We start from the raw sequence: 24,187 nt of genomic DNA, 5'->3' as shown, positions 1-24,187 counted from the left end.
ACTCGCCGCGTGCTCACAACTCCGCGTGAAGCTGCCAGGTCCGTTCCGCCGCACCCAGCCAGGAGAACGCCCGCCCCCTGTCGGCGGCGAGGATGGAGAGACGCTCGACCGAGTCCGTCGATGCGAGCGTCTCGGACAATGCGTGCCCCAGCGCCTCCGATTCACCCGGTTCGACGAGGGTCGCGCCGTCGAGGAGCAGCTCCCGATTCGTCTCGCTCGCCGAGGCGACCACGGGGAGACCCAATCGGAGCGCGTCCAGCACGCGCCAGGGGAACCTGCTGCTCGATTCCGGAGCGACGAACGCGACAGCGCCTGCGTACACGGCGGCGCGGTCCGGGACGTCGACCCGGCGACGGAAGTGCAAACGGTGCTCGGCGATGCCGGCGGCGGATGCCGCATCGGCGAGGATCGGCTCTTCCCCTTCAGCCACGTCGAGGACGACGACGGCCGTGTCGCGGCCGGCCGTCGCAACCGCGTGGAATGCGACGACGAGATCCGCGGTCGACGCCGACGCGGCCGACATCAGGACGTATCCCTCCGGGAGCGAGAGCTCCCGGCGACGTCCGACCTCGTCGGACGGCACGCGAAGGGCGGCGGCGGGAGCACCCGCGATGACACGGATGCGATCACCGAGGTGAGCGAGATCCGCGAGCCTGCGCGCGAGGTGGTGGGTGGGGACGACGACGGCATCCGCGTGGCGCACCGCGCGCCGCAGCATGCCCCGCGCCCAGGCCGCCGCTCCCCGAGGAAGCGTTTCGGGGGCGTCCCATGCCTGGAGATCCCAGAGAGTGACAACGGTCTGATCGTGGTCGTGAACCCGGTCGTGCCGTACGAGCGGCGCGGCGAGCGACGCGGAGTGGACGAGACCGTCCCCCACCCCCGCCCGCATGCCCCGGCGCCAGAGGCCGGCCACCGTCGCGCCGCGGAGCGCGAGCCTGTCGACACCTGCGACCCCCGGCAGGGCAGCGAGAGCCTCCCGGTCGGCGTCGGCGGGAGCGACACCACGGACCTCGCACCCGCTGGGGGCGGTCTGGGCGAGGGCGACCGCGAGTTCCCGAGCGGCGTGCGTCGCGTCGGGATCGGCGAGCGGGGTCGGCTGATCGATCACCAGCCGGAGGGTCGTGGTCATCGCTGAACCCTTCAGGACTCGGGAGCCGGCGTCGGTGACGGCGGGTGCAGCAGGCCATCCACGAGCGTGCGAACGCGTACCCAGTCATCGGCACTGACGTCCTCCGGGTCGATGCCCGCACCCTTCGGTGTGAGCTCGAGGTCCTGCACGTCCTGATCCTTCGCCTTGACCGCGAGGTCGACGAGGAAGGGAAGAAGCGAGTCGGGAACGTCGGTCTGAACCAGGTTCTTCCCCGCCGCGACGACCTCACTGAATCTCGTCAGGACGGTGGACGGTGTGGCCTGCGCCAGGATGGCCGTCTGCAATTCCCGCTGCCGTCGCATGCGATCCCAGTCGCTGGTCGTGTACCGCGAGCGGGCGTACCACTGGGCGGTGTCGCCGTCCATTCGCTGCGTGCCCTCCTCGATCCAGCCGATCGCCCAGTCCTCGGCGGGCTGGCCGCTGTATGAGGGACCACCGCCCTTGGGCAGGCGCTCCTTGACGGTGATCTCCACCCCGCCGAGGGCGTCCACGAGGTCCGCGAAACCGTGCATGTCGATGAAGACGTGATACGGGACGTCGATGCCGAGGATGCCCTCCGCGGCATCCTTCGTCGCCTCCACTGCCGGGCTGGAGTTCTGAGACACGGCATCGGGGTACAGGCTCGCCCCGCGATCCTCGCGGCACGTCTCCACGGCGTTCATCAGCTGGTTGATGCCCGACGTCCAGCCGCAGGATGAGTCGGGATGCCCGTCGAAGCCGTCTGGGTACAGCTCCTGCATCGGCCCCTCCGAGAACGGGGCGTGACGGAGGTCGCGGGGGATGCCGAAAATGGTCACGGCCCCGCTGGTCGCGTTCACGGAGACGACGGAGATGCTGTCGAACCGCATCGAGTCGCGCCCCTCCCCGCTATCAGCGCCGAGCAGCAGGATGTTGTAGTAGCCGTCGGACGGCGGCACGCTCGGACCGGAGGCGAAGATCGAGAGCCCGCTGCGCAGCGGGCCGACCACCGACTGAGCCGCGTAGACAGCGCCGGCGCCGGGAACGAGTGCCAGGACGAGAGCGACGACCACCACGGCCGCTCGCTTCCTGCCGGGAACGCCGCGCAGGTGCGCGAGCCTCAGCGTGTCGACGGTCAGGACCAGCCACAGCGCCGCGTACACCCACAGCAGGACTTGCACGATCGTCAGCGTCCACCACGAGGCCACGACGGATGCGAGCAGCGTGCGGGCCAGGAGAGCGCCCACGACCGTGAGGACGATCACGGCCCACATGAGGAGCGTGGCGATGATGCCGACGCGTCCCAGCCGCCGATTTCCGGCGAGGATCTGCGCGGACCCTGGGAGAAGGAAGTTCGCGACCACGAGCCACCACGCCCGGCGCGTCATCACCGTGGGCGACGACGCGTCCGGGTTGCGGATCGGACGATCCTCGAGAACGCGACGGGACGCGCCCGGCCGCGGGGGGCTCAGGACGCTCACGCGGCGCCGCTCACAGCGATTCCTTGAGGCGGAGATTCTTCGCCTCGACTTGACGCTCGAGGTCGCTCGCGTACTCGTCGAGCTGCGCCCCGACGGCGTGGTCCGTGGCGCCGAGCAGGCGCACGGCCAGGAGGCCGGCGTTCTTCGCACCGTTGATGGAGACTGTCGCCACGGGGATGCCCGCCGGCATCTGCACGATGCTCAGCAGCGAGTCGAGGCCGTCGAGGGTCGCGAGCTGCACTGGCACTCCGATGACCGGCAGTGTCGTCACCGATGCCAGCATCCCCGGCAGGTGCGCCGCACCGCCGGCACCCGCGATGATCGCGCGGAGACCGCGGGCCCGGGCCTCACGCCCGTAACGCAGCAGCTTGTCGGGCGTGCGGTGGGCCGAGACGACCTCCACCTCGTGGGCGACCGAGAAGTCCGTGAGCACCTGCGACGCGTCGCTCATGACGCGCCAGTCGGAGTCGGACCCCATCACGACGCCGACCAGGGGCGCCGTGGAGGAATGCAGCGGGTTCACTCGACCAGGCTAGGCCGCGCCACCTGGAGATCCCCGGAACGGCACGGATCAATCGAGGAAGAACGCCGCGGCGGCTCGGGCTTCGTAGCAGACGGCATCCAACTCGTCTCCGGCGACGTTGACGTGCCCCACTTTGCGCCCCGGGCGCGGATCCTTGCCGTAGGTGTGCACCTTGGCCGACGGGTGCGCGTGCAGTGCGGCGGGCAGCCGGTCCGAGAGCGAGTCGGTCTCAGGGCCGCCGAGGATGTTCACCATGACGGCCCACGGCGCGCGCAGGGCCGTGTCGCCGAGCGGGAGGTCGAGCACTGCCCGCAGGTGCTGCTCGAACTGGCTGGTGATGGCGCCGTCCTGCGTCCAGTGACCGCTGTTGTGCGGGCGCATCGCGAGTTCGTTCACGAGCAGGCGCTCGTCGGAGGTCTCGAACAGCTCGACGGCGAGCATGCCGGTGACACCCAGACCGACCGCGATCGCCTCCCCGATGTCGCCGGCGACGTCCGCGAGACGCCCGGCGGCGTGGGGTGCCGGGGCGATCGCCTCGGCGCACACCCCGTCGCGCTGGACGGTCTCGACGACCGGGTACACGACGAGGTCACCGGAAGGGCGCCGGGCCACCTGCTGCGCCAGTTCGCGCGTGAAGTCCACCAGCTCCTCGGCGAGCAGCTGACCACCCGGTTCCAGCGCATCGAGCCAATCTGCGGCATCGGATGCCGAGTCGACGACGCGTACGCCCTTGCCGTCGTACCCGCCGCGCGGCGTCTTGACGACCGCTCGCCCGCCGTGGGCCGCGATGAAGTCATCGAGCGCCGCGGCGTCGGCGACGCCGGCCCAGTCGGGCTGCGGCATCCCGAGGTCGGCGAGCGCCGCCCTCATCCGGAGCTTGTCCTGCGCGACAGCCAGCGCGTCAGGCCCGGGGTGGACCTGCACACCGGCATCGACCAGCCCTCGGAGGACGTCCTGCGGGACGTGCTCGTGGTCAAAGGTGACGACGTCGACGTCACGGGCGAACCGGAGCACGGTGTCGAGGTCTCGGTAGTCGCCGACGGCGCTCGCGGCGAGCCCTGCCGACATCCCGTCCTGCTCGGCCAGGACGCGCACGTCGACTCCCAGTTCGACCGCCGGGGCGATCATCATCCGGGCGAGCTGACCTCCGCCGATGATTCCGACTCGCAAAGCCATCGTGATCCTTTCGTCGCCCCCATCTTCTCGCACAGGGAGCCCGGCCTCGCACGGGCGCGGACCTCGCGTGAGCGCTGCACCGGTCCGCTCACTCGCCGGAGCGCACCACCGGGATGCCGTGAGAATCGCGATGCGCGAGGATCTGGCTGACCTCCACCTGGTCGGCGAGCGTCTCGTGCACGAGTCGTACCGAGGGGATGTCGGTCAGTCGCACCGGCGCGTCGACGCCGTTCGACAGGGAGAGGGACCCGCTCCCCCACAGTCGCTGGATCGGCCCCCTCCGCTCCGAGATCGTGTAGCCCCGCGCGTGGGAGATGTCCATGCGGTGTCGCTCGACGAGCCCGCGGCGCTCGATGACGCGCCGTGTCGTGATCGTGTAGGTGTGCGAGAGCCACCGGAGGTAGGGCACGACGACCAGAAGCAGGACGATCGCTGCGGCAGCAGCCCAGAGCATCCAGTCCTGCAGCCATCCGGCGACCGGCTCCGGGGGATTCCCGGTGAAGTAGCCCACGGCCGCGGCGGTTCCGATCAGGATGAGGGCGGGCCACACCAGGCGGCGCGCGTGACGGCGGAATCGCGCGATCTTCAACTCCGGAGACGCGCTGCCCGGTGCCGGGGTCCGCGGACGACCGGTGTACGGGGTGGGCTGAGTCACAATCTCATCATGGCGCGCCGCAGCGGTTCGAACGCGTCAGGCGCGCCCGGATGCCTCAGGCGCGCCCGGATGCTCGGACGTGGACGACGTCGCCGGCAGCCACGACGTGCTCCGCACTCCCTGCGTCCACGACCAGTCGACCCTCTTCGTCGAGCCGCACCGCGCGTCCTGTGATCTCCGTGCCGTCGGGAAGGCTCACCCGGACCTCGTTCTGCAGCGTCGCGCACGCAGCGGTGACGCGTTCGCGGAGCTCGGCCGCGGGGCCGCCCCCGACGGCGAGCGCGGCGATGCCGTCGCGAAGCCCGCGAAGGAAGTCGGCGAGAAGACGATCCTCGTCGACGGGGCGACCGTGCGCCGCGAAGGAGGTGGCCGTGGGCACCGGCAGCTGCGCAGCGGTCATGGCCGTGTTCACGCCGACGCCCAGGACGACCGATTGCGGGTCGCCCGGCATCACTTCGGCGAGGATGCCGCTGATCTTGAGCCCGTCCACGAGGACGTCGTTCGGCCATTTGAGCCCGACGTCGAGTCCGCCGAGCTGCGACGCGACGGCAGCGGCCATCGCCTCACCCGCGAGGAGCGGGATCCAGCCTCGGTCCGACACCGCCACGGCATCCGTCCGCAGCAGGACCGATACCGCGAGCGCCGCTCCGGCCGGGGCCACCCATGTGCGATCGAGGCGACCTCGTCCAGCCGTCTGGTCACGGGTGAGCAGAACCGACAGATGCGGGTGACCCTCGGGGTCATCGAACGCATCACGCAGGAGCTTCGCGTTGGTGGACGGCGTCGAGTCGATGACGTGCAGGCGCGGACTGATCGCAGCGGCGAGCGGGTAACCGGTGGCGGGGTTCGACATGCCGCCACCCTATGCGCCGGGGCGGCGATCCCGGGCGGCCTTGACACACCACGGGGTGCGGGTGGACACAGCGAATCCGGGCTGTGGTTGTGGCATGTCGCCAATGACCCTCGCCGCCCGCTCGCTAGGGTGGAATGCGTGCCAGACCAGCCAGAGCGCCCGGACCAGCAAGCTTCTCCGAATCAGCCCGACCCCTTCACCACCGCCGGCAAGATCGCCGATCTGCGCGCACGGTACGAGGAGGCGGTGGTGTCCGCCGAGGAGGCCGCTCGCGCCAAGCAGAGCGCGAAGGGCAAGCTGACCGCCCGCCAGCGCATCGAGCTGCTGGTCGACCCGGGCTCGTTCGTCGAGCTCGACGAGTACGTGCGCCACCGGACCACGGCCTTCGGCATGGATCGATCCCGGCCCTACGGCGACTCGGTCGTCACCGGCGTCGGCACCATTCACGGACGCACCGTCGCCGTCTACTCGCAGGACTTCACGACGTTCGGCGGATCGCTCGGCGAAGTCGCCGGCGAGAAGATCATCAAGGTCATGGAGCACGCCTTGCGCGGCGGCATCCCGATCATCGGCATTCTGGACTCGGGCGGCGCCCGCATCCAGGAGGGCGTCGTCGCCCTCGGCAAGTACGGTGAGATCTTCCGCCTGAACACCGCGGCCTCCGGGGTCATCCCGCAGATCTCGCTCATCATGGGGCCGGCCGCCGGCGGCGCGGTCTACTCCCCCGCCCTCACGGACTTCGTGATCATGGTCGACAAGACCAGCCAGATGTTCGTCACCGGCCCCGACGTGATCAAGACGGTCACCGGCGAGGACGTCGGTATGGAGGAGCTCGGCGGCGCGTACACGCACAACACCCGCTCCGGCGTCGCGCATTACCTCGCCGAAGACGAGGACGACGCGATCGACTATGCGCGCACCCTCATCGGGTTCCTGCCCGACAACAACATGTCGGAGGCGCCCGGCTACGAGAACGTGTTCGAGTTCGAGACGACCGACAGCGATCGAACGCTCAACACACTCATCCCCGATTCGCCGAATCAGCCCTACGACATCCACGAGGTGATCTCCCACCTGGTCGACGGCGGCGAGTTCCTCGAGGTGCAGCCGCTGTTCGCGCCCAACATCGTCATCGGCTTCGGGCGCATCGAAGGCCGCACCGTCGGCATCATCGCCAACCAGCCCTCGCAGATGGCCGGCACGCTCAACATCGATGCCGGTGAGAAGGCGAGCCGCTTCGTCCGGTTCTGCGACGCGTTTTCGATCCCGATCCTCACCCTCGTCGACGTCCCCGGGTACCTGCCGGGGACCGATCAGGAGTGGACGGGCGTCATCCGACGCGGCGCGAAGCTCCTCTACGCGTACGCCGAGGCGACCGTCCCGCTCGTCACGGTCATCCTGCGCAAGGCGTACGGCGGTGCCTACATCGTCATGGGCTCCAAGCAGCTCGGGGCCGACATCAACCTGGCCTGGCCCACGGCGGAGATCGCCGTCATGGGGGGTCAGGGAGCGGTGAACATTCTCTACCGCGGAGAGATCAAGCGGGCGGAGGAAGCCGGCGAGGACGTCGCCGCCGTGCGGACCCGCCTCGCGAACGAGTACACCTACAACGTGGCATCCCCCTTCCTGGCGGCAGAGCGCGGCGAACTCGACGGCATCATCGAACCCGCGCAGACTCGCGTGGCCGTCGCGAAGGCACTGCGGGCGCTGCGCGGGAAGCGCGCCGCTCTGCCCGCGAAGAAGCACGGTAACATCCCGCTATGAGCCGCGAGGATGCCGACGGAGCGACCCCGCTGCGCGTCGACGTGCTGCGCGGCAACGCCACTCCCGAGGAGCTGGCCGCGGTCATCGCCGTTGTCACGGAGTCGTACGTGAGCGAGGCGTCCACCGCGGTCGCCGAAGATCGCCCCGCCTCCGGATGGATGGTGTCGGCGCGCGGGCTGCGCGAACCCCTGCGCCGCGACGTCGGGTGGGGACGCTTCCGGGGCTGAAATCGGCCCGTTTGTCCCCCAAAGTACCTACAGACATCCTTTGGGCGATCGATGAGACTTATACCGCTGGAACGCTTCTGCGTTCGGTTGGTCCGTATCCCTCAGAACGCGGACCGACCTTGCGAGTCGGTTTTCGGGTAACCGCTCGCTTGGCGAGGGGCGGGCGGCTTCGCCGCCCCTCGCCTTCCTCTCCCCTCCGCCCGTCAGGCGTGACCGGGCAATCGAACGGTGCGGTTCCGCGCGCGAATGCTGCCGCGTTGCCGGTCAGCGAGCGTCGTCGCCTGGGTGGGAGATCTCGTGCCAGAGGTCGACGACCTCGTCGGCGTCCGGGTCGCCGCCTTCGAGGGAGCGTCCCACGACCGTCACCGCGATGCTCTCGTGGGGCGATGTGCGGATGTAGATGCGGTCGGATGCCGCGCCCTCCAGAGCTCGCGCGAGGTCGGCGCGGATGGCGTTCAGGGCATCGCCGCTGGCGTCATCGAGTCCTCCCTCGTCGAGGACCGTGACGATGCTCCCCCGGCGGCGTGCCTCGTGGAGACGCGCGCGCACCGACTCATCCAAGAGGCGCGGTCCGCGCAGCTCGTCCCGGAGCGTGCCCTCCGCCAGCCGCGCCTGCTCCCGCTCGGTCTCGGAGAGAAGACCGTCGGTCTCGATCGTGCGGATCAGGACGGGCCCCGCGACCTCGAGCGCCTGCTGCACACGCACCCGACGCTCGCGTCGACGGCCGTCCTGACTTGCGAGCCACTCCGATGACCGACGCTGGATCCCCGTCAATTCGGCCGTGTCCACCGCAGCACGATCGACGAGTGCCATCAGCAGCTGCGCGGTGACGACCCAGACGACCGCACCGACGAGCCCGAGCGTCAACGCACCGACGACACCGATCCAGGCTGCCGAGGAGATGGCGAGGATCACGAGGCCCGCCCATGCGACGATCACACGTCGCCGCACCATGACGATGGTCAGCAGCGCGCCGATCCCGCCCAGGCTCCACGTCGCGAACGGCTCCAGGCGCGCGGTCTCCGCCACCGCGTACCACGTCGCCGCGGGCACGACCGCGGCAGCCGCGAGGGCGAGGACGCACGCCCACATCGGGAGCTCTCCGCCGCGACGGAGGAGATCCTCGTCGTCGCCGCTGCCGGTTCCCGACGCGACCGGACGGGTGCGTGGGGCGGCATCCCAGAAGATGCACAGCCAGGTCGTCGCCAGGTAGGTCGCCAGTGCGGCGATGAAGACGATCGGCTGCTCGACCGGTCCGGTCCACACCAGGGCCCCGGCGACCAGGTACGTGGTGAAGACGACCGCGACGATCGTCAGGCCGGCGTGGATGCGTCCGCTCATCGGGTCCGCTCCCATCGCAGTTCGACGATCGTTCCCCGCTCTGAGCTGCGGATGCGCGCGTGTCCTCCGACGGCGGCCACGCGGGCGACGATGGAGCCGCTGATCCCGAGACGGTCCTCGGCGACCGTGCCGGCGTCGAATCCGGCGCCGTCGTCCGTGATCCGCACCATCACCCTGCGGTCGTCGACGGCGACGTCGGCGCGCAGGCCTGCCGCGCCGGCGTGTTCGACAGAGTTGACCACCGCCTGCGCACCGGCGAGCACGAGCGCTCGGGCGACGCGGCCCGGCAGAGGCTTGGTGCCGGGTGCGACCGCCGTGCGAACCGGCAGGTCTACAGCGTGCTCCGTTGCCGCGGCCCGCAGGCCGTCGACGAGGAAGGCGGCATCGACGGGGTCGTCGGGGCCTTCCTCTGCGTCGCGGTCGGCGTTCGCGAGGCGAGTCAGCGCCTCGCGGGCCATGGCGACGGCGAGGTCGCGCTCCCGCGGGCTCGTCGCCCGCTCAGACGCGATGAGGGCGGCGAGCACGCTGTCGTGCATGAGTGCCGCGACCGACACTCGCTCCTGCTCGGCGGCATCGGCGCTGGCCGCGGCGGCGTACGAGGCGACCGCCGACTCGCGGGCATGGTCGAGGTCGGCCGCCAGCCGTCGCAGCAGATATCCGATCAGGATCATGACGACCGCGAGGATGACCGCGAAGACCACCTGTCGCGCCGTGTTGACGATGGTCTCGACTCCCCCGCCGATCTGGATGACGCGCACGACGCCGTACAGCAGGGGGATCATTCCGGCCCAGACGTATTGCAGCACGAGCGGGAAGACGAGCGCGGTGGCGACTGTGGCGACGTTGAGGAGGTACCAGATCCAGGGCTCGGAGTCCGACAGCTCCGTCCGACCCGCCGTGGCGAAGGGCCAGGCGATGAGGACGAGCGGGAAGATGCACGCGAACGCCGCGGCAAAGACCCGGAACAGGATGCCGGCGATGCCTGCGACGATCATGAGCGCGAGCGGCGAGAAGGTCACCAGCATGAGGATGATGCGCCAGACCGGAGCCTCCTGCTCCGAGGTCAGAGCGTTGACGAACGCCTGCACGCCGAGCACGGCGCACCCGATGCCGACGACGAGCCCGAGGATCCGCTCGATTCGCGCTCGGGTGAAGAATGTGGCATCCGACGGTCCCGCCAGTGGCGGTGCGGAGTCAGCGGTGACCACCGTCGGCCACCCCCTCCGAGACGAGCCCGTCCTCCATTGCCCGTCGAAGAAGATCGATCTTGGTCGGCGCAGGCCGGCCGACCTCGACGTACTTCACCCGCACACGTGTGATGTTCTCCTTCGCCGTCGAGTAGGCAATACCGAGCCGATCCGCGACGGCCTTCAACGGCAGACCAGCCGCGTACAGCCGGAGAACGTCGCGCTCGCGTGACGACAGCTGTGCGTCGGCGAACGCCCGATCACCGTCGATGGCCGAGGCCCATTCCACGGTGTCGAGGCTGTCACCGCGTGCGACCGTGCCGATGGCGGAGATCACATCGTCGATGCGCGCCGCTTTGCTCACGACACCTGCCGCGCCCGCCACGAGGGCCTCACGGACAGCAGTGGGGCGATCGGCCACGCTGTGGATGATGACCGGAGAACCGTCGGCGACCAGGCGGGTCACGTTCTCCGTGACGGTCGCCCCGTCGCCGAGGGTCAGATCGAGGACGATGACGTCGGCCGGCTGCTCCCGCGAGAAGAGGCGCCAGTCGAGGTAGGCGGCGACGCTGGCCCCCGAGAACACGACCGAGATGGCATCGCTCCGGTTGCTCGCGGCCTCCAGACCCAGTCGCACCGACTCGTGGTCGTCGATGAGTGCCACCCGGATCATGTGCACAGACTATCGAGTGAGGTCACCGCGACAGGACGGCGATGGCCTCGACGTGGTGGGAGTGCGGGAAGAGATCGAACGCCCGCACCGACGGCGCGGTGTAGCCGAGCTCCGCGAAGGTGCCGAGGTCGCGGGCGAGGGCGACGGGGTCGCACGCCACGTACACGATACGAGCCGGCGAGAGCGCCGCCAGGCGCGTCACGACATCCTTGCCGGCACCGGCGCGCGGCGGATCGAGAACGATCACGCCCTCGCGCAGCCGGGCGCGCTGGGCCGGTGATGCGGAGGCGTCGAACGCAGCGAGCCACGACTCCACGCGTCCGGTCTCCGCGCGGGCGCCGATCCACCCGGCGAGGTTCTCGCCGGCGTGCTCGGTCGCGCGGGCATCGGACTCCACCGACGTCACGCGGGTGGAATCGCCGCCGACACCCGCGATGGCGGTGGCAAGCAGACCCACGCCGCCATAGAGATCGAGGTGCTCCGCCTCGGGATCGACGAGACCCGTGAGCGCGTGACTCACCGCACCATGCAGCGTTCCGGCTGCCAGGCGGTGCACCTGCCAGAACCCTCCCGCGTCGACGCGGAAGTCGCGGCCACCGGCGGTCTCGACCACGACCTCCCGAGCGGAAGGATCCGCGGGCGCGCGTCCTGTGCCACGGGAATCGGGCCGCGGGATGACACGAACGCGACCGTCGGCCGGCTGCACGAAGTCGAGCCGTCCGGGAGTGGCCCGCCGCGGTGCGAGTGCCGCGGCGGCGATCGCCTCCGTCGCCAGGGGGTGCTCCGTCACGGGGATCACGCGGTGACTGCGCGCGGCATACGGTCCCACGCGTCCCTCGTCGTCGACGTGGAGGCTGATCCGCGTACGCCACCCCGTGCCGTCGGCGCTTTCGCCGTCCGCGTCGGCGCCGCCCGCGGGCTCTATCGTCACGGGTACCGCTGTGCGAGCGAATCGCTCGAGCGCGTCGCGCAGCACGTCCGCCTTCAGTTCGCGCTGGTGCGCCAGCTCGATGTGACCGAAGTCGGCTCCTCCAGGGCGATCCTCCGGCGCGGCGCCGACGTCGGCGGCTGCCCAGATGTGGGGGCGCCGATGCGGCGAGGGGGTGAGCACGTCCACGACGTCGCCTCGCCAGAACGACGCTTTCCGGGTGTCGGTGAGACGCACCCGGACCCGTTCGCCGGGTATCGCGTCCGGAAGGAAGACGACGCGACCCTCGTGGCGGGCGACGAAGACGCCTCCGTGGGCGACGGCCGTGACGTCGAGGTCGAGGAGGTCTCCGGGCTGCATCCTTCGATGCTGTCACACCCGTACGTGCGCCTCGCGGGTTAGCGTAGGCACATGCAGGTCTGCCTCGCCTCGACGTCGCCCGCTCGCCTGATGCTGATGCGGCAGGTCGGGATCGAACCCGTCACCCGTGCACCCCAGGTCGACGAGGAAGCCGTGATCGCAGAGGTCGAGCAGCGCGAAGGGCGCACCCTGCCACCCGCAGAGCATGTGCTCCTGCTCGCACGGCGCAAAGCCGCCGACGTGGCGGCGACTCTGGTCGGCGAGCAGTTCGACGGCATCGTCATCGGCGGCGACTCGATGTTCGAGCTGGACGGCGAGATCCTCGGCAAGCCGTACACGGCGGATGCCGCGCGGGCACGATGGCACGCCATGCGCGGACGCACCGGGGTGCTGCACTCCGGGCACAGTGTCTTCCGGGTGCGTCCCGGGGCCGAGCCCTTCGAGGCGACCGCTGTCGCCGCGGCATCCGTCACCTTCGCCGACGACGTCAGCGATGCGGAGATCGACGCCTACGTGGCGACGGGCGAGCCGCTCCTCGTTGCGGGCGCCTTCACGGTGGACAGCCTCGGCGGCGCATTCATCGAGCGGGTCGAGGGCGACCCGTCCACCGTCGTGGGGATGTCGCTCTCGACGGTGCGACGCCTGGTGCGAAGCCTCGACGTCGAATGGACGTCGCTGTGGCGCACGCCCCCGGGTTCGTAGACTCCCCCAGACGATTCCGGCCTGATCTTGTGCGAGTGATCCAAAGAAGAGGCCCCGCACCTGGGTAGGCTCGAACCCATGCCTGAGAGCGTGACGACTCGAATCTCGAAAGTGCTGATCGCCAACCGCGGGGAGATCGCGGTGCGCATCATCCGCGCCGCACGCGACTCCGGCAAGCAGTCGGTCGCCGTGTACGCCGACCAGGATCGCGACGCCATGCACGCGCGCCTTGCCGACGAGGCCTACGCCTTGGGCGGGGCGACCAGCGCGGAGACCTACCTGTCGATCGAGAAGATCCTCTCGGTGGCGCGCCGCTCGGGCGCGGACGCCGTGCACCCCGGATACGGATTCCTCGCCGAGAACGCCGACTTCGCCCGCGCCGTCATCGGCGCAGGGCTCATCTGGATCGGGCCCTCCCCCGAGGCGATCGAGGCCCTCGGGGACAAGGTCACCGCGCGCCACGTCGCCGAGAAGGTCGGCGCACCCCTCGCGCCCGGAACGCCGGGGCCGGTCTCGGGCGCCGACGAGGTCATCGCCTTCGCGGAGGAGTTCGGCCTTCCGATCGCGATCAAGGCGGCATACGGCGGCGGCGGTCGTGGTCTGAAGGTCGCCCGCGAGCTCGACGAGGTCGCGGAGCTCTTCGAATCGGCGACCCGTGAGGCGATCACGGCCTTCGGTCGCGGCGAGTGCTTCGTCGAGAAGTACCTCGACAAGCCGCGCCACGTCGAGACGCAGTGCCTCGCAGACGCCGCGGGCAACGTCGTGGTCGTCTCGACCCGCGACTGCTCGCTGCAGCGTCGCCACCAGAAGCTCGTCGAGGAGGCGCCCGCGCCGTTCCTGACGGCTGCGCAGAACGAGATCCTCTACACCGCGTCGAAGGCCATCCTCAAGGAGGTCGGATACGTCGGGGCGGGGACGTGCGAGTTCCTGATCGGCGCGGACGGAACGATCTCGTTCCTCGAGGTGAACACGCGACTGCAGGTGGAGCACCCGGTGTCGGAGGAGGTCACCGGGATCGACCTCGTGCGCGAGCAGTTCCGCCTCGCCGAGGGCGGCACCCTCGACTACGACGACCCGGAGGCCGTCGGGCACTCGTTCGAGTTCCGCATCAACGGCGAGGACGCCGGTCGCGGCTTCCTCCCCGCCCCCGGGAGCATCCACGTCTTCAAGACCTTCGGCGGGCCGGGCGTCCGCCTCGACTCGGGCGTCACCGCAGGCGACAGCGTCTCGGGCGCGTTCGACTCGCTCCTCGGCAAGCTCATCGTCACCGGACGCACCCGCGAGGAGGCGCTCGAGCGCTCCCGTCGCGCGCTCGACGAGTTCGAGGTCGCGGGGATGCCGACCGTCCTCCCCTTCCACCGCAAGGTCGTCCGCGATGAGGCGTTCACCGCCCCGGACGGGGTCTTCGGTGTGTTCACGCGCTGGATCGAGACGGAGTTCGACAACGACATCCCCGCGTGGGACGGCGAAGCGGGTCCGCTCAGCGAGCCCGAGTCGCGTCACACCGTGGTCGTCGAGGTCTCCGGCAAGCGACTCGAGGTAAGCCTCCCCGACCGCATCGCTCAGCCGGTCGCTGCCGGGCGTCCCGCGGCGGTCCCGCCGTCTCGCCGGTCGCACGCGACCACGGCGATGGCCGGCGCGAGCGGTGACGCCGTGGCATCCCCGATGCAGGCCACCGTCGTCAAACTCGCCGTCGAGGACGGGCAGCAGGTCGTCAAGGGAGACCTCGTCGTCGTGCTCGAGGCGATGAAGATGGAGCAGCCGATCCAGGCGCACAAGGACGGCGTCGTCGGCTCGATCGACGCGACACCGGGATCGACGGTGTCGGCAGGTCACCGCCTGCTCACGATCTCCTGAGGTCTGCTGACGGCCGACCCCCTCGCACCTATCGTGTGAGCATGAGGTTGTCGCGTGCGCTGATCGCCGCTGCCGTCGCGGGGGTGTTCACTCTCAGCGGGTGCGCAAGCGGGCCGACCGTGGATCTCGATGAGGCCAAAGAGTGGGTCGACGAGGTCGTCGCGGCCGAATCCGACGGCCCGGGTGCCGCCGGAACCGGGATGATGAAGATCGGCCCCGGCGGCGAAGCCGGTGTCCGGTTCGACGTCGAGGACGGCGTCGTTCTCGTGCGCGTGGACGTGCGCTGCTTCGGCGGCGACGACGACGACGACCTCATCGCAGACGTGACGCTCGCGGTCACCTCCGAAGACGGCGTCACCCGAAAGACCGACGCCGCCATCCCCTGCGACCGCGGCGTACACGAGATCGATGCGGATGCCGCAGCCACCACGGCCGTCGAGATTCAGGCGACGGCCAGCACGGAGACCTACCTTCACGCGACCGTGATCCAGGAGCTCGTCATCGAGCGGGAGTAGGCGCTCAGAGCGCGATGGAGCGCTGGTGCCCCTGCACCCGCCACCCCTTCTCCCAGCCGTACGCGGTCCCCGCGTGCGTCGGCGCACCGAATCGCGATCCGCTGCTCAGTGCGACCTGCACACCGTCACGCGCGAAGCCGACGACATCGGCGCGGCCGTCACCGTTGACGTCGACCACGGCCCGCGGCATCCACGCCGTCGTCCACTCGGTCGAGGAGAAGCTCGTCGTCCATCGAGCCGCCGGCGCGAACGAGGTCCCCCGATTGAGCGACACCACAGTGCCGCCGGTCCCGAATCCGACGATGTCGAGTCGGCCGTCGCCGTTCACGTCGGCCAAGGTGCGAGGGTGCCGGTCACCCCGCCAGGCGTCGGACCCCGACCGGAAAGAGGTGGTCCACCGTACCGACGCCGCGAACGTCGACCCGGTGTTCCGGGCGACCCAGACACCGGACGACCCGAACCCGACCACATCCGGACGGCCGTCCCCGGTGACGTCGACCAGGTGGCGCGGAGTGGGCTCGCGCTTCCACCCGTTGTCGAACCCGAATCCCGTCGACCAGCGGACCGGGTCAGCGAAGCCACTCCCGGTGTTCCGTGCGACGTATACGCCCTGGTTCCGGAACCCGACGAGGTCTGCGCGTCCATCCCCGTCCATATCCAGGACGTGACGCGGATGCCGCGACTCGACCCAGCCGCCGGCGGCAGCCGAGGTCCCCATGGCGGTGCTCCACTGCTCAGGTGCCGCGAACGACGACCCCGTGTTGCGTGAGACGTAGACCCCAGCACCGCCGAAGGCGACGATATCGGGACGCCTGTCGCCCGTCACGTCGGCGAGCACGCGCTGCTCGACTCCGACCCGCCAGGAGCTGCCGCTGCGGTAATGGGTCGTCCACAGCCGGGTCGTCCCATACCCCTGGCTCGAGCCGATCGCGACGTGGACGCCCGCAGAACCGAAGCCGACGGCATCAGGCCTGCCGTCGTTGTTGACGTCGATCGAATGCCGCGGCGTCGACCGCGTCCAGCTACTCCCACCGAATGAGCCGCTCGCGAGTCGCGCAGCCGTGAATGCGCGGCCACTGCCCTGCGAGGTGTAGACGCCGCTGCCGCCGAACGCGACGATATCGGGGAGCCCGTCGCTGTTGAGGTCGGTATCGTGTGCGGTCGCTTCGGAGTAATCGTCAACGCCGTTCCCGTCCGTGTCGAGGAGCGGCGACCATGTCGGGTCGGGTCCGACGCGGGACGACGCGCGCAGACAGCAGGTCACCCCGCGCGAAGTCAGTACCTTCGTTCCCGCGAGGTTGCGCCAGGCACCGTCATAGGCGCCGCTCGCGTCTTCGAGGGTGTAGTTATCGAATTGAACCCCGTTGACTGCGACGTACTTCCGCTTGCCGCTGGGTACGTCCACCGCCGAGTTGAGGATCGACAGGTGCACGTGAGGGTGAGCGCCGGGAGTGCCTCCGCACGGCAGGGTCTGTCCGGCGTAGCCGAGGCGGGTTCCCGCCTCCACCCAGGTGCCGACGAGGCTCGAGCGGGCGCTGGTGAGGTGGTAGTACTCCGACATCCATCCGCCACCGTGGTCGACGCCCAGGAACCAGCCGTCCCCGCATCGCACCCGGTAGACCATGCCTGCCGCGACGGTGAGTACGCGTTTGTCCGAGGAACTCAGCGGTGCGAAATCGACGGCACCGCGGTGGATGCCGTCGCTGTCGGCGTGCGAGCCGCTCGCACCCCAGCGCAGGCCCGGCGCATAGGGCAGACGAAAGACGGGCTGCGGTCCGTACGCCGGGACGGACAGTCGCATCGTGGACATCCCCGACGATGCCGCCTGGTCCACGACCGACGGCGAGTTCAGCGGCAGCTCCCGCGTGAGCGGCTCGGTCGGGCCGTCGGTCGCGTGGTCGTGGCCGAGGGACGGCTCGGTCGGCGTGGGCCCGGGAGTCGGTGTGATGGACGGCGTCGGTGTGATGGACGGCGTCGGTGTGACGGACGGCGTCGGCGTGACCGAATCGGGCGCCTCAGGCGTCGGGGAGGGCGTCTGCGACGGCGATGCCGTGGCGGTCGGGGACGGCGTGGCATCCGGTGTCGGCGCGACGGCCGCGACAGCCGACTGCTCCACCGGTCCGGCGCTGAGCGCGGCCACCAGCACCGCGACGAGCCCGGTCACGACGATCCTGCGACTCGCTCTGGGCACCACATTCCTCCGGTCTCCCCAGACGAGACCACCCTAACCCGGGCTGGATGCCGCGCTGACGGGGCTTGCGCGACCTACGCGAATGTGTCCTCGTCGCGACCCACCTGATGCATGGCCCGCGTGGCATCCGTGATGCTCCCCGACAGCGACGGGAAGACGGCGAACACCCGAGACAGCTGATCCACGGTGAGGCGCCGCTCCACCGCGATCGCGATCGGGTAGATCAGCTCGGAAGCGCGCGGGGCGACGATCACGCCGCCGATCACGGTGCCGGAGCCCTCGCGGGCGATGATCTTCACGAACCCGTCCTTGACGCCCATCATCTTCGCGCGGGCGTTGGCGGCGAGCGGGAGCTTGTGCACAGTGCCGTTGACGGCGCCCGACTCGATGTCGCGCTCCTGCCGCCCGACCGTCGCGATCTCGGGAGCGGTGAAGATGTTGGCCGTCACGCGGTGTCGCTCGAGCGGGATGACGGTGTCGCCGAGGGCGTGGAAAACGGCCATCCGCCCCTGCATGGATGCCACGGACGCCAGCGGCAGGAACGTGGTGCAGTCGCCGGCGGCGTAGATATTGGGCACCGACGTCCGTGCGACGCGGTTGACCTGGATGTGGCCCGAATCGGTCAGCTGGACACCGGCGTCCTCGAGCCCGATGCCCGCGGTGTTGGGGATGGAGCCGACGGCCATGAGACAGTGGCTGCCCTCGACTGTCCGACCGTCCGAGAGCGTGGCCACGACGCCGTCCGCCGTCCGCTCGACCTTCTCGGCGCGCGACTTCGACAGCACCTCCATGCCACCGCGGGTGAAGACCTTCTCGATCACCGCGGCCGCGTCCGAGTCCTCACCCGGCAGGACCTGGTCGCGACTGGAGATCAGGGTGACCCGAGACCCGAGGTTCATGTACGCACCCGCGAACTCCGCCCCCGTCACGCCGGAACCGACGACGATCAGGTGCTCGGGCAGGGTCTTCATGTTGTACAGCTGCGTCCAGGTGAGGATGCGCTCCCCGTCGGGCTTCGCGCTGTCCAGCTCACGCGGGGAGGCGCCGACCGAGACGACGAGGGTGTCCGCCTCCACTCGGTCGAAGTCGGTGCCGCCGGGACCGGTGGACACCACGACGCCGTGCGCGCCGTCGAGGCGACCATGACCGGAGATGATGCGGACCCCAGCGTCGACGAGCTGCGCACGCATGTCGTCCGACTGCTGGCGGGCGAGGGAGAGCAGCCGCTTGTTGACCGCGGCCAGGTTGATCGCGATCTCGGGCTTCAGCGGCTTGCCGCTGTCGCCCCGGGCGAACAGCTGGACGCCGAGGTCGGACGCCCCTCGGATCGCGACGGCGGCATCGGCCGTGGCGATGAGCGTCTTCGAGGGCACCACGTCGGTGATCACAGCGGACCCGCCGACACCCGCCCGCTCGACGAGGGTCACCTCCGCACCCAGCTGCGCGGCGGCGAGGGCCGCCTCGTACCCGCCGGGGCCGCCCCCGAGGATGGCGACGGTCTGGGTGGTCTCGAAGCTCACAGACATGGTCACCATTCTTCCAGCACGAGCACCGACCGCGCGGCCATCTGGCTCCGGGATGCCGACCTTCCTAAAGTGGACTCATGTCCGATCTCCGCAATCCCCTCGACGACCCCTCGACAGACCCGTTCGAGGTGGCCGCCACCGCCGCCGCCGACATCGCACGCCTGACCGGCGTGGAGCGGCACGACATCGCCCTCACGCTCGGCAGCGGGTGGGGGAAGGCGGCCGAACTCATCGGCGAGACGACGGCGACGATCGACGCCACCGAGGTCACGGGATTCAGCAAGCCGGCGCTCGCCGGACACGTCGGGTCGATCCGCAGCATCCTGACGGCGGAGGATCGCCGGGTCCTGGTCATCGGGGCCCGCACCCACTACTACGAGGGCCATGGTGCGCGCCGCGTCGTGCACAGCGTGCGCACCGCCGCAGCGACCGGCGCGACCACGATGGTGCTCACCAACGGTGCGGGCGGCATCAAGCCGACCTGGAAGCCCGGGCAACCGGTGCTGATCAGCGACCACATCAATCTCACGGGCGACTCACCCCTCGAAGGCGCCACGTTCATCGACCTCACCGACCTGTATTCGACCCGTCTGCGCGACGTCGCCCGCGGGGTCGACCCGACGCTCGACGAGGGCGTCTACTGTCAGTTCCGCGGCCCGCAGTACGAGACGCCGGCCGAGGTGCGGATGGCGAAGACCATCGGCGGCCACATCGTGGGGATGTCCACCGCCCTCGAGGCGATCGCCGCGCGCCAGGCGGGTATGGAGATCCTCGGGTTCTCCCTGATCACCAACATGGCGGCGGGCATACAGACGACCCCGCTCAGCCATCAGGAGGTCATCGACGCCGGACGCGAAGCCGAACCGGTGATCTCCGACCTCCTCGCCCGTGTGATCGGCGCCCTGTGAGCGCCCCGGCCGACGAGGGCGTCCTCGCCGCCGCAGCGGCCTGGCTCGCGCAGGACCCCGACGAGTCGACCCGGACCGAGCTGGCCGAGCTCCTCGACCGCGCCCGCTCCGGCGACGCCGTCGCCGTGGCCGAACTGCACGACCGGTTCGACACCCGGCTGGCTTTCGGCACTGCGGGTCTTCGCGGCGCCCTCGGTGCCGGGTCGAACCGCATGAACCGCGTCCTCGTCGGACAGGCTGCGGCCGGGTTCGCCGCCTACCTCAGGGCAGCGACTCCCGGAGGGACGCCCTCGGTGGTGATCGGCTACGACGGCCGACGCAACTCCGACGTGTTCGCCCGTGACAGCGCGGAGATCTTCGCCGGCGCTGGCCTCCGCGCGATCCTCCTCCCCCGACTGCTGCCCACTCCGGTCCTCGCCTTCGCGGTGCGGCACTTCGGCGCCTCGGCGGGCGTCATGGTCACGGCATCCCACAACCCGCCCGATGACAACGGATACAAGGTGTACCTCGGCGGAGCCGATGAGGGCTCCCAGATCGTGTCTCCCGCCGACGCCGAGATCGCGGCCCACATCCTCGCCGTCGCCGAAGCGGCAGACCTCGGTGCCGTCCCCCGGTCGGACGACTACGAGATCGCCGATGAGTCCGTCGTCGACGCCTACGTCGCCGCCACCGCACTCGTCGCCCCGGCACCGGCGGGCGCTGCCGGCATGCCGTGGGTGTACACCGCGATGCACGGCGTCGGCTACGAGACCCTCCAGCGGATCCTCGAAACGGCCGGCTACCCCCTGCCCACGGTCGTGGCCGAGCAGATCGAACCGGACGGCCGGTTCCCGACCGTGGCCTTCCCGAACCCCGAGGAACCGGGCGCGATGGATCTTTCCTACGCGACCGCGCGACGGGTGGGGGCGGAATTCATCCTCGCGAACGATCCCGACGCCGATCGTCTGGCCGTCGCGATCCCGGATGCCGCGGCGCCCGAGGGGTGGCGGCGGCTCACCGGCAACGAGGTCGGCCTCCTCCTCGGCTGGCGCGCGGCGCGGACGGCGCGCGGCGGCGCACTCGCGTGCTCGCTCGTCTCGTCGCCGGGGCTCCAGACCGTCGCGGAACACTACGGACTCGACTTCCACGCGACCCTGACGGGCTTCAAGTGGATCTCCCGCGCACCCGGGCTCGTCTTCGGTTTCGAGGAGGCACTCGGCTACCTCGTGAACCCCGAGACGGTCCGGGACAAGGACGGCATCTCCGCGGCGGTCGCCATCCTGGGTCTCATCGCCGAGGCGCGGGAGTCGGGCGAGACCCTCGCCGATCTCCTCGCCCGATTCAGCGAGACGTTCGGGTTCTTCGCGAGCGGCCAGGTCTCGATCCGCGTCGACGACGTATCGATCATCGGCCGCATCATGGCGACGCTCCGCGCGGCTCCGCCCACCCGGGTCGGCGATGTCGCCGTGGACCGCATCGACGATCTGCTCGCCGCCGCTCCCGGCGAACCGTCGGGCGACGTGCTCCGCCTGTGGCTCGCCGACGGATCGCGGGTGATCGTGCGCCCGAGCGGCACGGAGCCCAAACTGAAGGCGTACCTCGACGTGCGCGGTGACTCCGCTACGGATGCCGCGGCACGCCTGGCCGCGCTCGACGCCGGCGCGCGCGTCCTCGTCACCGCCCCATGACCCTCGCGAAGGCCCGCCGCGTGCTGCTCACCGACACGATCGTCCTCGAGAACTCCCACGTCCGGCTCGAGCCGCTGGCGAACGCGCATGCCGCCGATCTCGCCGACGCACGCGAGGGCCTGGACTATGCCTGGTACACCGCGATCCCGGCATCCGTTCCAGAGGAGATCGAGCGCCGTCTCGCCGAGCACCGCGCCGGCCGCATGAATCCGTGGGCGGTGGTCGCGGACGGTCGCGCCGTCGGCATGACGACGTTCTGCAACATCGACCAGGCCAACCGCCACGTCGAGATCGGATACACGTGGCTGGCGCCCGCCGTGCAGCGCACCGGGGTGAACACCGCAGCGAAGCGCCTGCTGCTCGAGCACGCGTTCGAGGCGTGCGACGCGATCGCGGTCGAGTTCCGCACGTCGTGGCACAACCGCCAGTCGCAGGCCGCGATCGAGCGTTTGGGCGCCCGGCGCGACGGCGTCCTGCGGAACGACCGCATCAGTTCCGATGGCACGCTCCGCGACACCGTCGTGTATTCAATCCTCCCCCACGAGTGGCCTGGAGTCCGGAACGGACTTGACGCGGCGCTGCGCCGCCGCTGAGGCCGATCGCGCGGCGCGGGCTCAGCCGTCGACGACCGCCACGAGCTCGTCCAGGAACGCCGCGAACGTCGTTCCCCGCCGCACGATCCGCTGGACGCTGTCGCGCTCGCTGAACACCTCGACGAGCTGCTCGAAGACCGTCTGGAACGCCTCCCGGTCGGACTCGGAGAAGGCGACCATCGCGACGACCTGGACCCGCCCCTCGCCCCAGCGCACCGACGGATCAGCGAGCCCGACGGCAATCGCGGTGCGGGTCGCCGTCATTCCGAGGGCGTGCGGGACGGCGAGCGCGTCGGTGAACGCGGTCGACGACATCTCCTCGCGGACGAGGGTCCGTTCGACGTAGTCCTCGCCGATCACCCCCTGTCGCACGAGGAGCTCCCCCAGCTGACGGATCGTGGAATGCTCGTCCGACCCCGGATCGAGCCTCGCGACGAACGCGTCCGCGGAGAAGTAGCGCTCGAGCTCGGCCCGGAGCCCCGCGAGGCGACGTGCCCGCCGGGCGCGGGAGGCGGCCGTCTGCACGCGTTCGACGTCGTTCTCGGTCAGGAACGGCTGGATACGGACGATGCGATCGGCCGGCGCCGGTGGGTCGATCGTCGTCAGGACGAGGTCGGTGTCGATCGCCGGCCAGTCCGGGTCGGCTCTCGTCTCCACCGCTACCACCTCGATCTCGCGCCCGAGTGCGCGGTCGATGCTCGCGTGGAGGAGCTCGTGCATCTCGTAGTAGCCGGGGCAGACGAGTGTCGCCGTGAGCAGCCGACCGGCTCTGCGGGAGCGTTCCAGGCGGCCGCCGACGTGCATCGCGATGTAGGCGATCTCATCCTCGTACAGCGGCGCCCCGATCAGCTCCCGCAGCTGCTCGGCGATGTACACGGCGACCTCGAAGATCATCGGGTAGCTGGACTTCAGCGAGCGGGTGAGAGCGTTGCGCGACCACGCCTGCTCTTGCGCCCGGTGTCGCAGGTTCTGGACGTGGAGCGCGAGACGGAGCACGAAATCGTCGTGATCGATGTCGACGAGGAACTCGGATGCCGCGCGGCCGACGACCGTTCGCACAGCGCCCTCGACGTCGTCGTCGAGACGATCGCGGATGACGGCATCGGGTTCGGCTGCCCCGGGGGCGACGACCCGTGTCTGCACGAGGGCTGCCAGGTGGTCTCGGTCTCCCGCGCCGAGTCGCACGCCCAGGTGGGCGGCGGCTTGGCGCTCGACGAGGTCTCCGATCCGTGACCGGGTGTCGGAGGCGTCGGCGGGCGCATCGTCGAGCCGATGACCCCGGCTCGCCCGGTCGGCCGTGATCGCGATGTGCATCATCACGTCGCCGATCCCGAACTCGTTGACGAGGTAGCCGAGCTCGCCGAGGCCGGCGACGAGGTCGGCCTTGAAGGCGACGAGCGCCGTCGTGTCGAAGGTCTTCTCGCCCAGGACGCGACGGAGCGTGCGGATGTCGAAGGACCCCTGTTCCATCTCCTCGTGCGCGAGCCGGCTCAGCAGACGGCGCTGCGCCGTCTCGGTTCCCGACAGGCGCACGCGCGCCGCCGATCGCTCGAGGGTGAGCTGCGTGCCGCCCAGCAGAGCGCGGACCCGACCGAGGTCGCCGTCCAGGGTCGCCTCGCTGACGTGGAAGCGCTGAGCGGTCTCGTACACGTCGATCCCGTCGTCGGCATCGAGGATCTCGCGCACGAGCCGGTGGAGGCGTTCACGGGGGGTCTCGTCGGCCGAGGCGGCCTGGAGGGCGCCGGGCGCGCCAGGACCCACCCGATAACCGGAGGGACCGGACTCCACGGCATCCCCGCCCGGCACGCGCGCATTCAGCGCGGCGACATACGAACGGATGCTGCGCGGGGTCACGCCGACCAGATCGGCGAGCTCGCCCGCGGTGCGCCAGACCGGGTCGCGCGACAGCAGCGCGATGACGCGGTCCTGTCTCGTCCGGCTCATGGAATCCA

General features: G+C 70.4%; 22 protein-coding genes. 9 read left to right on the top strand and 13 right to left on the bottom strand.

The genetic code is table 11. From position 1 onward, the window contains the following. Positions 1-13: 13 nt before the first annotated feature. The 6 genes from BKA24_RS05230 to BKA24_RS05205 all read right to left on the bottom strand — a co-directional run bounded on the left by BKA24_RS05230 (position 14) and on the right by BKA24_RS05205 (position 5,796). Positions 14-1,129 carry a glycosyltransferase gene (locus BKA24_RS05230; RefSeq protein ID WP_184215849.1) on the bottom strand — a complete coding sequence of 372 codons (1,116 nt, stop codon included), beginning with the start codon at positions 1,127-1,129 and terminating at the stop codon, positions 14-16. Between the two features lie 11 nt (positions 1,130-1,140). Then, a complete protein-coding gene (locus BKA24_RS05225; RefSeq protein ID WP_184215847.1) occupies positions 1,141-2,589 on the bottom strand; it encodes an LCP family glycopolymer transferase in 1,449 nt (482 codons plus the stop codon). A 10-nt stretch (positions 2,590-2,599) separates the two neighbouring features. Beyond that, a complete protein-coding gene (purE, locus tag BKA24_RS05220) occupies positions 2,600-3,067 on the bottom strand; it encodes a 5-(carboxyamino)imidazole ribonucleotide mutase (RefSeq protein ID WP_184220448.1) in 468 nt (155 codons plus the stop codon). 93 nt (positions 3,068-3,160) lie between these two features. Next, positions 3,161-4,288, bottom strand: coding sequence for a 5-(carboxyamino)imidazole ribonucleotide synthase (locus BKA24_RS05215; protein ID WP_184215845.1), 1,128 nt, complete (start codon positions 4,286-4,288; stop codon positions 3,161-3,163). Positions 4,289-4,376: 88 nt separating this feature from the next. After that, positions 4,377-4,943: a PH domain-containing protein gene (locus tag BKA24_RS05210; protein ID WP_184215843.1), complete on the bottom strand. Its 567-nt coding sequence runs from the start codon at positions 4,941-4,943 to the stop codon at positions 4,377-4,379. A gap of 55 nt (positions 4,944-4,998) precedes the next feature. Next, positions 4,999-5,796, bottom strand: a complete 798-nt coding sequence (locus BKA24_RS05205) for a biotin--[acetyl-CoA-carboxylase] ligase (RefSeq protein WP_184215841.1) — start codon at positions 5,794-5,796, stop codon at positions 4,999-5,001. A 138-nt stretch (positions 5,797-5,934) separates the two neighbouring features. Between BKA24_RS05205 and BKA24_RS05200 the strand changes: the two genes are divergently transcribed. Both BKA24_RS05200 and BKA24_RS05195 read left to right on the top strand, forming a co-directional pair. Continuing rightward, on the top strand, positions 5,935-7,560 hold the full coding sequence (locus tag BKA24_RS05200; protein WP_184215839.1) for a carboxyl transferase domain-containing protein: 1,626 nt from the start codon (positions 5,935-5,937) through the stop codon (positions 7,558-7,560). Continuing rightward, positions 7,557-7,787 (top strand): acyl-CoA carboxylase subunit epsilon, encoded by a 231-nt coding sequence (locus BKA24_RS05195; protein ID WP_184215837.1) that lies wholly within the window; start codon positions 7,557-7,559, stop codon positions 7,785-7,787. Before BKA24_RS05200 ends, BKA24_RS05195 begins: the two co-directional genes overlap by 4 nt. A 264-nt stretch (positions 7,788-8,051) precedes the next feature. Here BKA24_RS05195 and BKA24_RS05190 read toward each other — a convergent pair whose 3' ends face one another. Genes BKA24_RS05190 through BKA24_RS05175 form a run of 4 tightly spaced genes read right to left on the bottom strand, consistent with a single transcriptional unit; the run spans position 8,052 to position 12,276 of the window. After that, positions 8,052-9,128, bottom strand: a complete 1,077-nt coding sequence (locus BKA24_RS05190; RefSeq protein WP_184215835.1) for a hypothetical protein — start codon at positions 9,126-9,128, stop codon at positions 8,052-8,054. Beyond that, entirely contained in the window at positions 9,125-10,336 is a 1,212-nt protein-coding gene (locus BKA24_RS05185) for a sensor histidine kinase (protein ID WP_184215833.1), read from the bottom strand. The genes BKA24_RS05190 and BKA24_RS05185 overlap by 4 nt, the downstream gene beginning before the upstream one ends. Next, a complete protein-coding gene (locus tag BKA24_RS05180; protein ID WP_184215831.1) occupies positions 10,323-10,988 on the bottom strand; it encodes a response regulator transcription factor in 666 nt (221 codons plus the stop codon). The genes BKA24_RS05185 and BKA24_RS05180 overlap by 14 nt, the downstream gene beginning before the upstream one ends. Positions 10,989-11,010: 22 nt before the next feature. Next, a complete protein-coding gene (locus BKA24_RS05175; RefSeq protein ID WP_184215829.1) occupies positions 11,011-12,276 on the bottom strand; it encodes a class I SAM-dependent RNA methyltransferase in 1,266 nt (421 codons plus the stop codon). 51 nt (positions 12,277-12,327) lie between these two features. On the opposite strand from BKA24_RS05175, the gene BKA24_RS05170 reads away from it, so the two are divergent. The 3 genes from BKA24_RS05170 (at position 12,328) to BKA24_RS05160 (ending at position 15,350) form a co-directional block, all read left to right on the top strand. Beyond that, entirely contained in the window at positions 12,328-12,978 is a 651-nt protein-coding gene (locus BKA24_RS05170; protein ID WP_184215827.1) for a Maf family protein, read from the top strand. A gap of 78 nt (positions 12,979-13,056) precedes the next feature. Further along, positions 13,057-14,835, top strand: coding sequence for an acetyl/propionyl/methylcrotonyl-CoA carboxylase subunit alpha (locus BKA24_RS05165; RefSeq protein WP_184215825.1), 1,779 nt, complete (start codon positions 13,057-13,059; stop codon positions 14,833-14,835). Between the two features lie 41 nt (positions 14,836-14,876). Next, positions 14,877-15,350 carry a hypothetical protein gene (locus BKA24_RS05160; RefSeq protein WP_184215823.1) on the top strand — a complete coding sequence of 158 codons (474 nt, stop codon included), beginning with the start codon at positions 14,877-14,879 and terminating at the stop codon, positions 15,348-15,350. Between the two features lie 4 nt (positions 15,351-15,354). Here BKA24_RS05160 and BKA24_RS05155 read toward each other — a convergent pair whose 3' ends face one another. Beyond that, on the bottom strand, positions 15,355-17,151 hold the full coding sequence (locus tag BKA24_RS05155) for an FG-GAP-like repeat-containing protein (protein WP_184215821.1): 1,797 nt from the start codon (positions 17,149-17,151) through the stop codon (positions 15,355-15,357). A gap of 1 nt (position 17,152) precedes the next feature. Between BKA24_RS05155 and BKA24_RS05150 the strand changes: the two genes are divergently transcribed. After that, positions 17,153-17,578 carry a hypothetical protein gene (locus BKA24_RS05150; RefSeq protein ID WP_184215818.1) on the top strand — a complete coding sequence of 142 codons (426 nt, stop codon included), beginning with the start codon at positions 17,153-17,155 and terminating at the stop codon, positions 17,576-17,578. 37 nt (positions 17,579-17,615) lie between these two features. Here BKA24_RS05150 and BKA24_RS05145 read toward each other — a convergent pair whose 3' ends face one another. Then, positions 17,616-19,076, bottom strand: a complete 1,461-nt coding sequence (locus BKA24_RS05145; protein WP_184215816.1) for an NAD(P)H-quinone dehydrogenase — start codon at positions 19,074-19,076, stop codon at positions 17,616-17,618. 68 nt (positions 19,077-19,144) lie between these two features. On the opposite strand from BKA24_RS05145, the gene BKA24_RS05140 reads away from it, so the two are divergent. From BKA24_RS05140 to BKA24_RS05130, 3 genes are read left to right on the top strand one after another with little or no spacing between them, the layout of a single operon-like run. After that, entirely contained in the window at positions 19,145-19,975 is an 831-nt protein-coding gene (locus BKA24_RS05140; RefSeq protein ID WP_184215814.1) for a purine-nucleoside phosphorylase, read from the top strand. After that, positions 19,972-21,642: a phosphohexomutase domain-containing protein gene (locus tag BKA24_RS05135; RefSeq protein ID WP_184215812.1), complete on the top strand. Its 1,671-nt coding sequence runs from the start codon at positions 19,972-19,974 to the stop codon at positions 21,640-21,642. Before BKA24_RS05140 ends, BKA24_RS05135 begins: the two co-directional genes overlap by 4 nt. Beyond that, positions 21,639-22,235 (top strand): GNAT family N-acetyltransferase, encoded by a 597-nt coding sequence (locus tag BKA24_RS05130; protein ID WP_184215810.1) that lies wholly within the window; start codon positions 21,639-21,641, stop codon positions 22,233-22,235. Before BKA24_RS05135 ends, BKA24_RS05130 begins: the two co-directional genes overlap by 4 nt. Positions 22,236-22,256: 21 nt before the next feature. Here the strand turns inward: BKA24_RS05130 and BKA24_RS05125 are convergent, their stop codons facing one another. Next, positions 22,257-24,179 (bottom strand): BglG family transcription antiterminator, encoded by a 1,923-nt coding sequence (locus BKA24_RS05125; RefSeq protein WP_184215808.1) that lies wholly within the window; start codon positions 24,177-24,179, stop codon positions 22,257-22,259. Positions 24,180-24,187 lie beyond the last annotated feature (8 nt).

This window comes from Microbacterium marinum (genome assembly GCF_014204835.1).
In the GTDB taxonomy this organism is placed as follows: Bacteria; Actinomycetota; Actinomycetes; order Actinomycetales; family Microbacteriaceae; genus Microbacterium; species Microbacterium marinum.
Note: the sequence above shows the minus strand (reverse complement) of the source record. Positions and strands in the feature narration are given on the sequence as shown.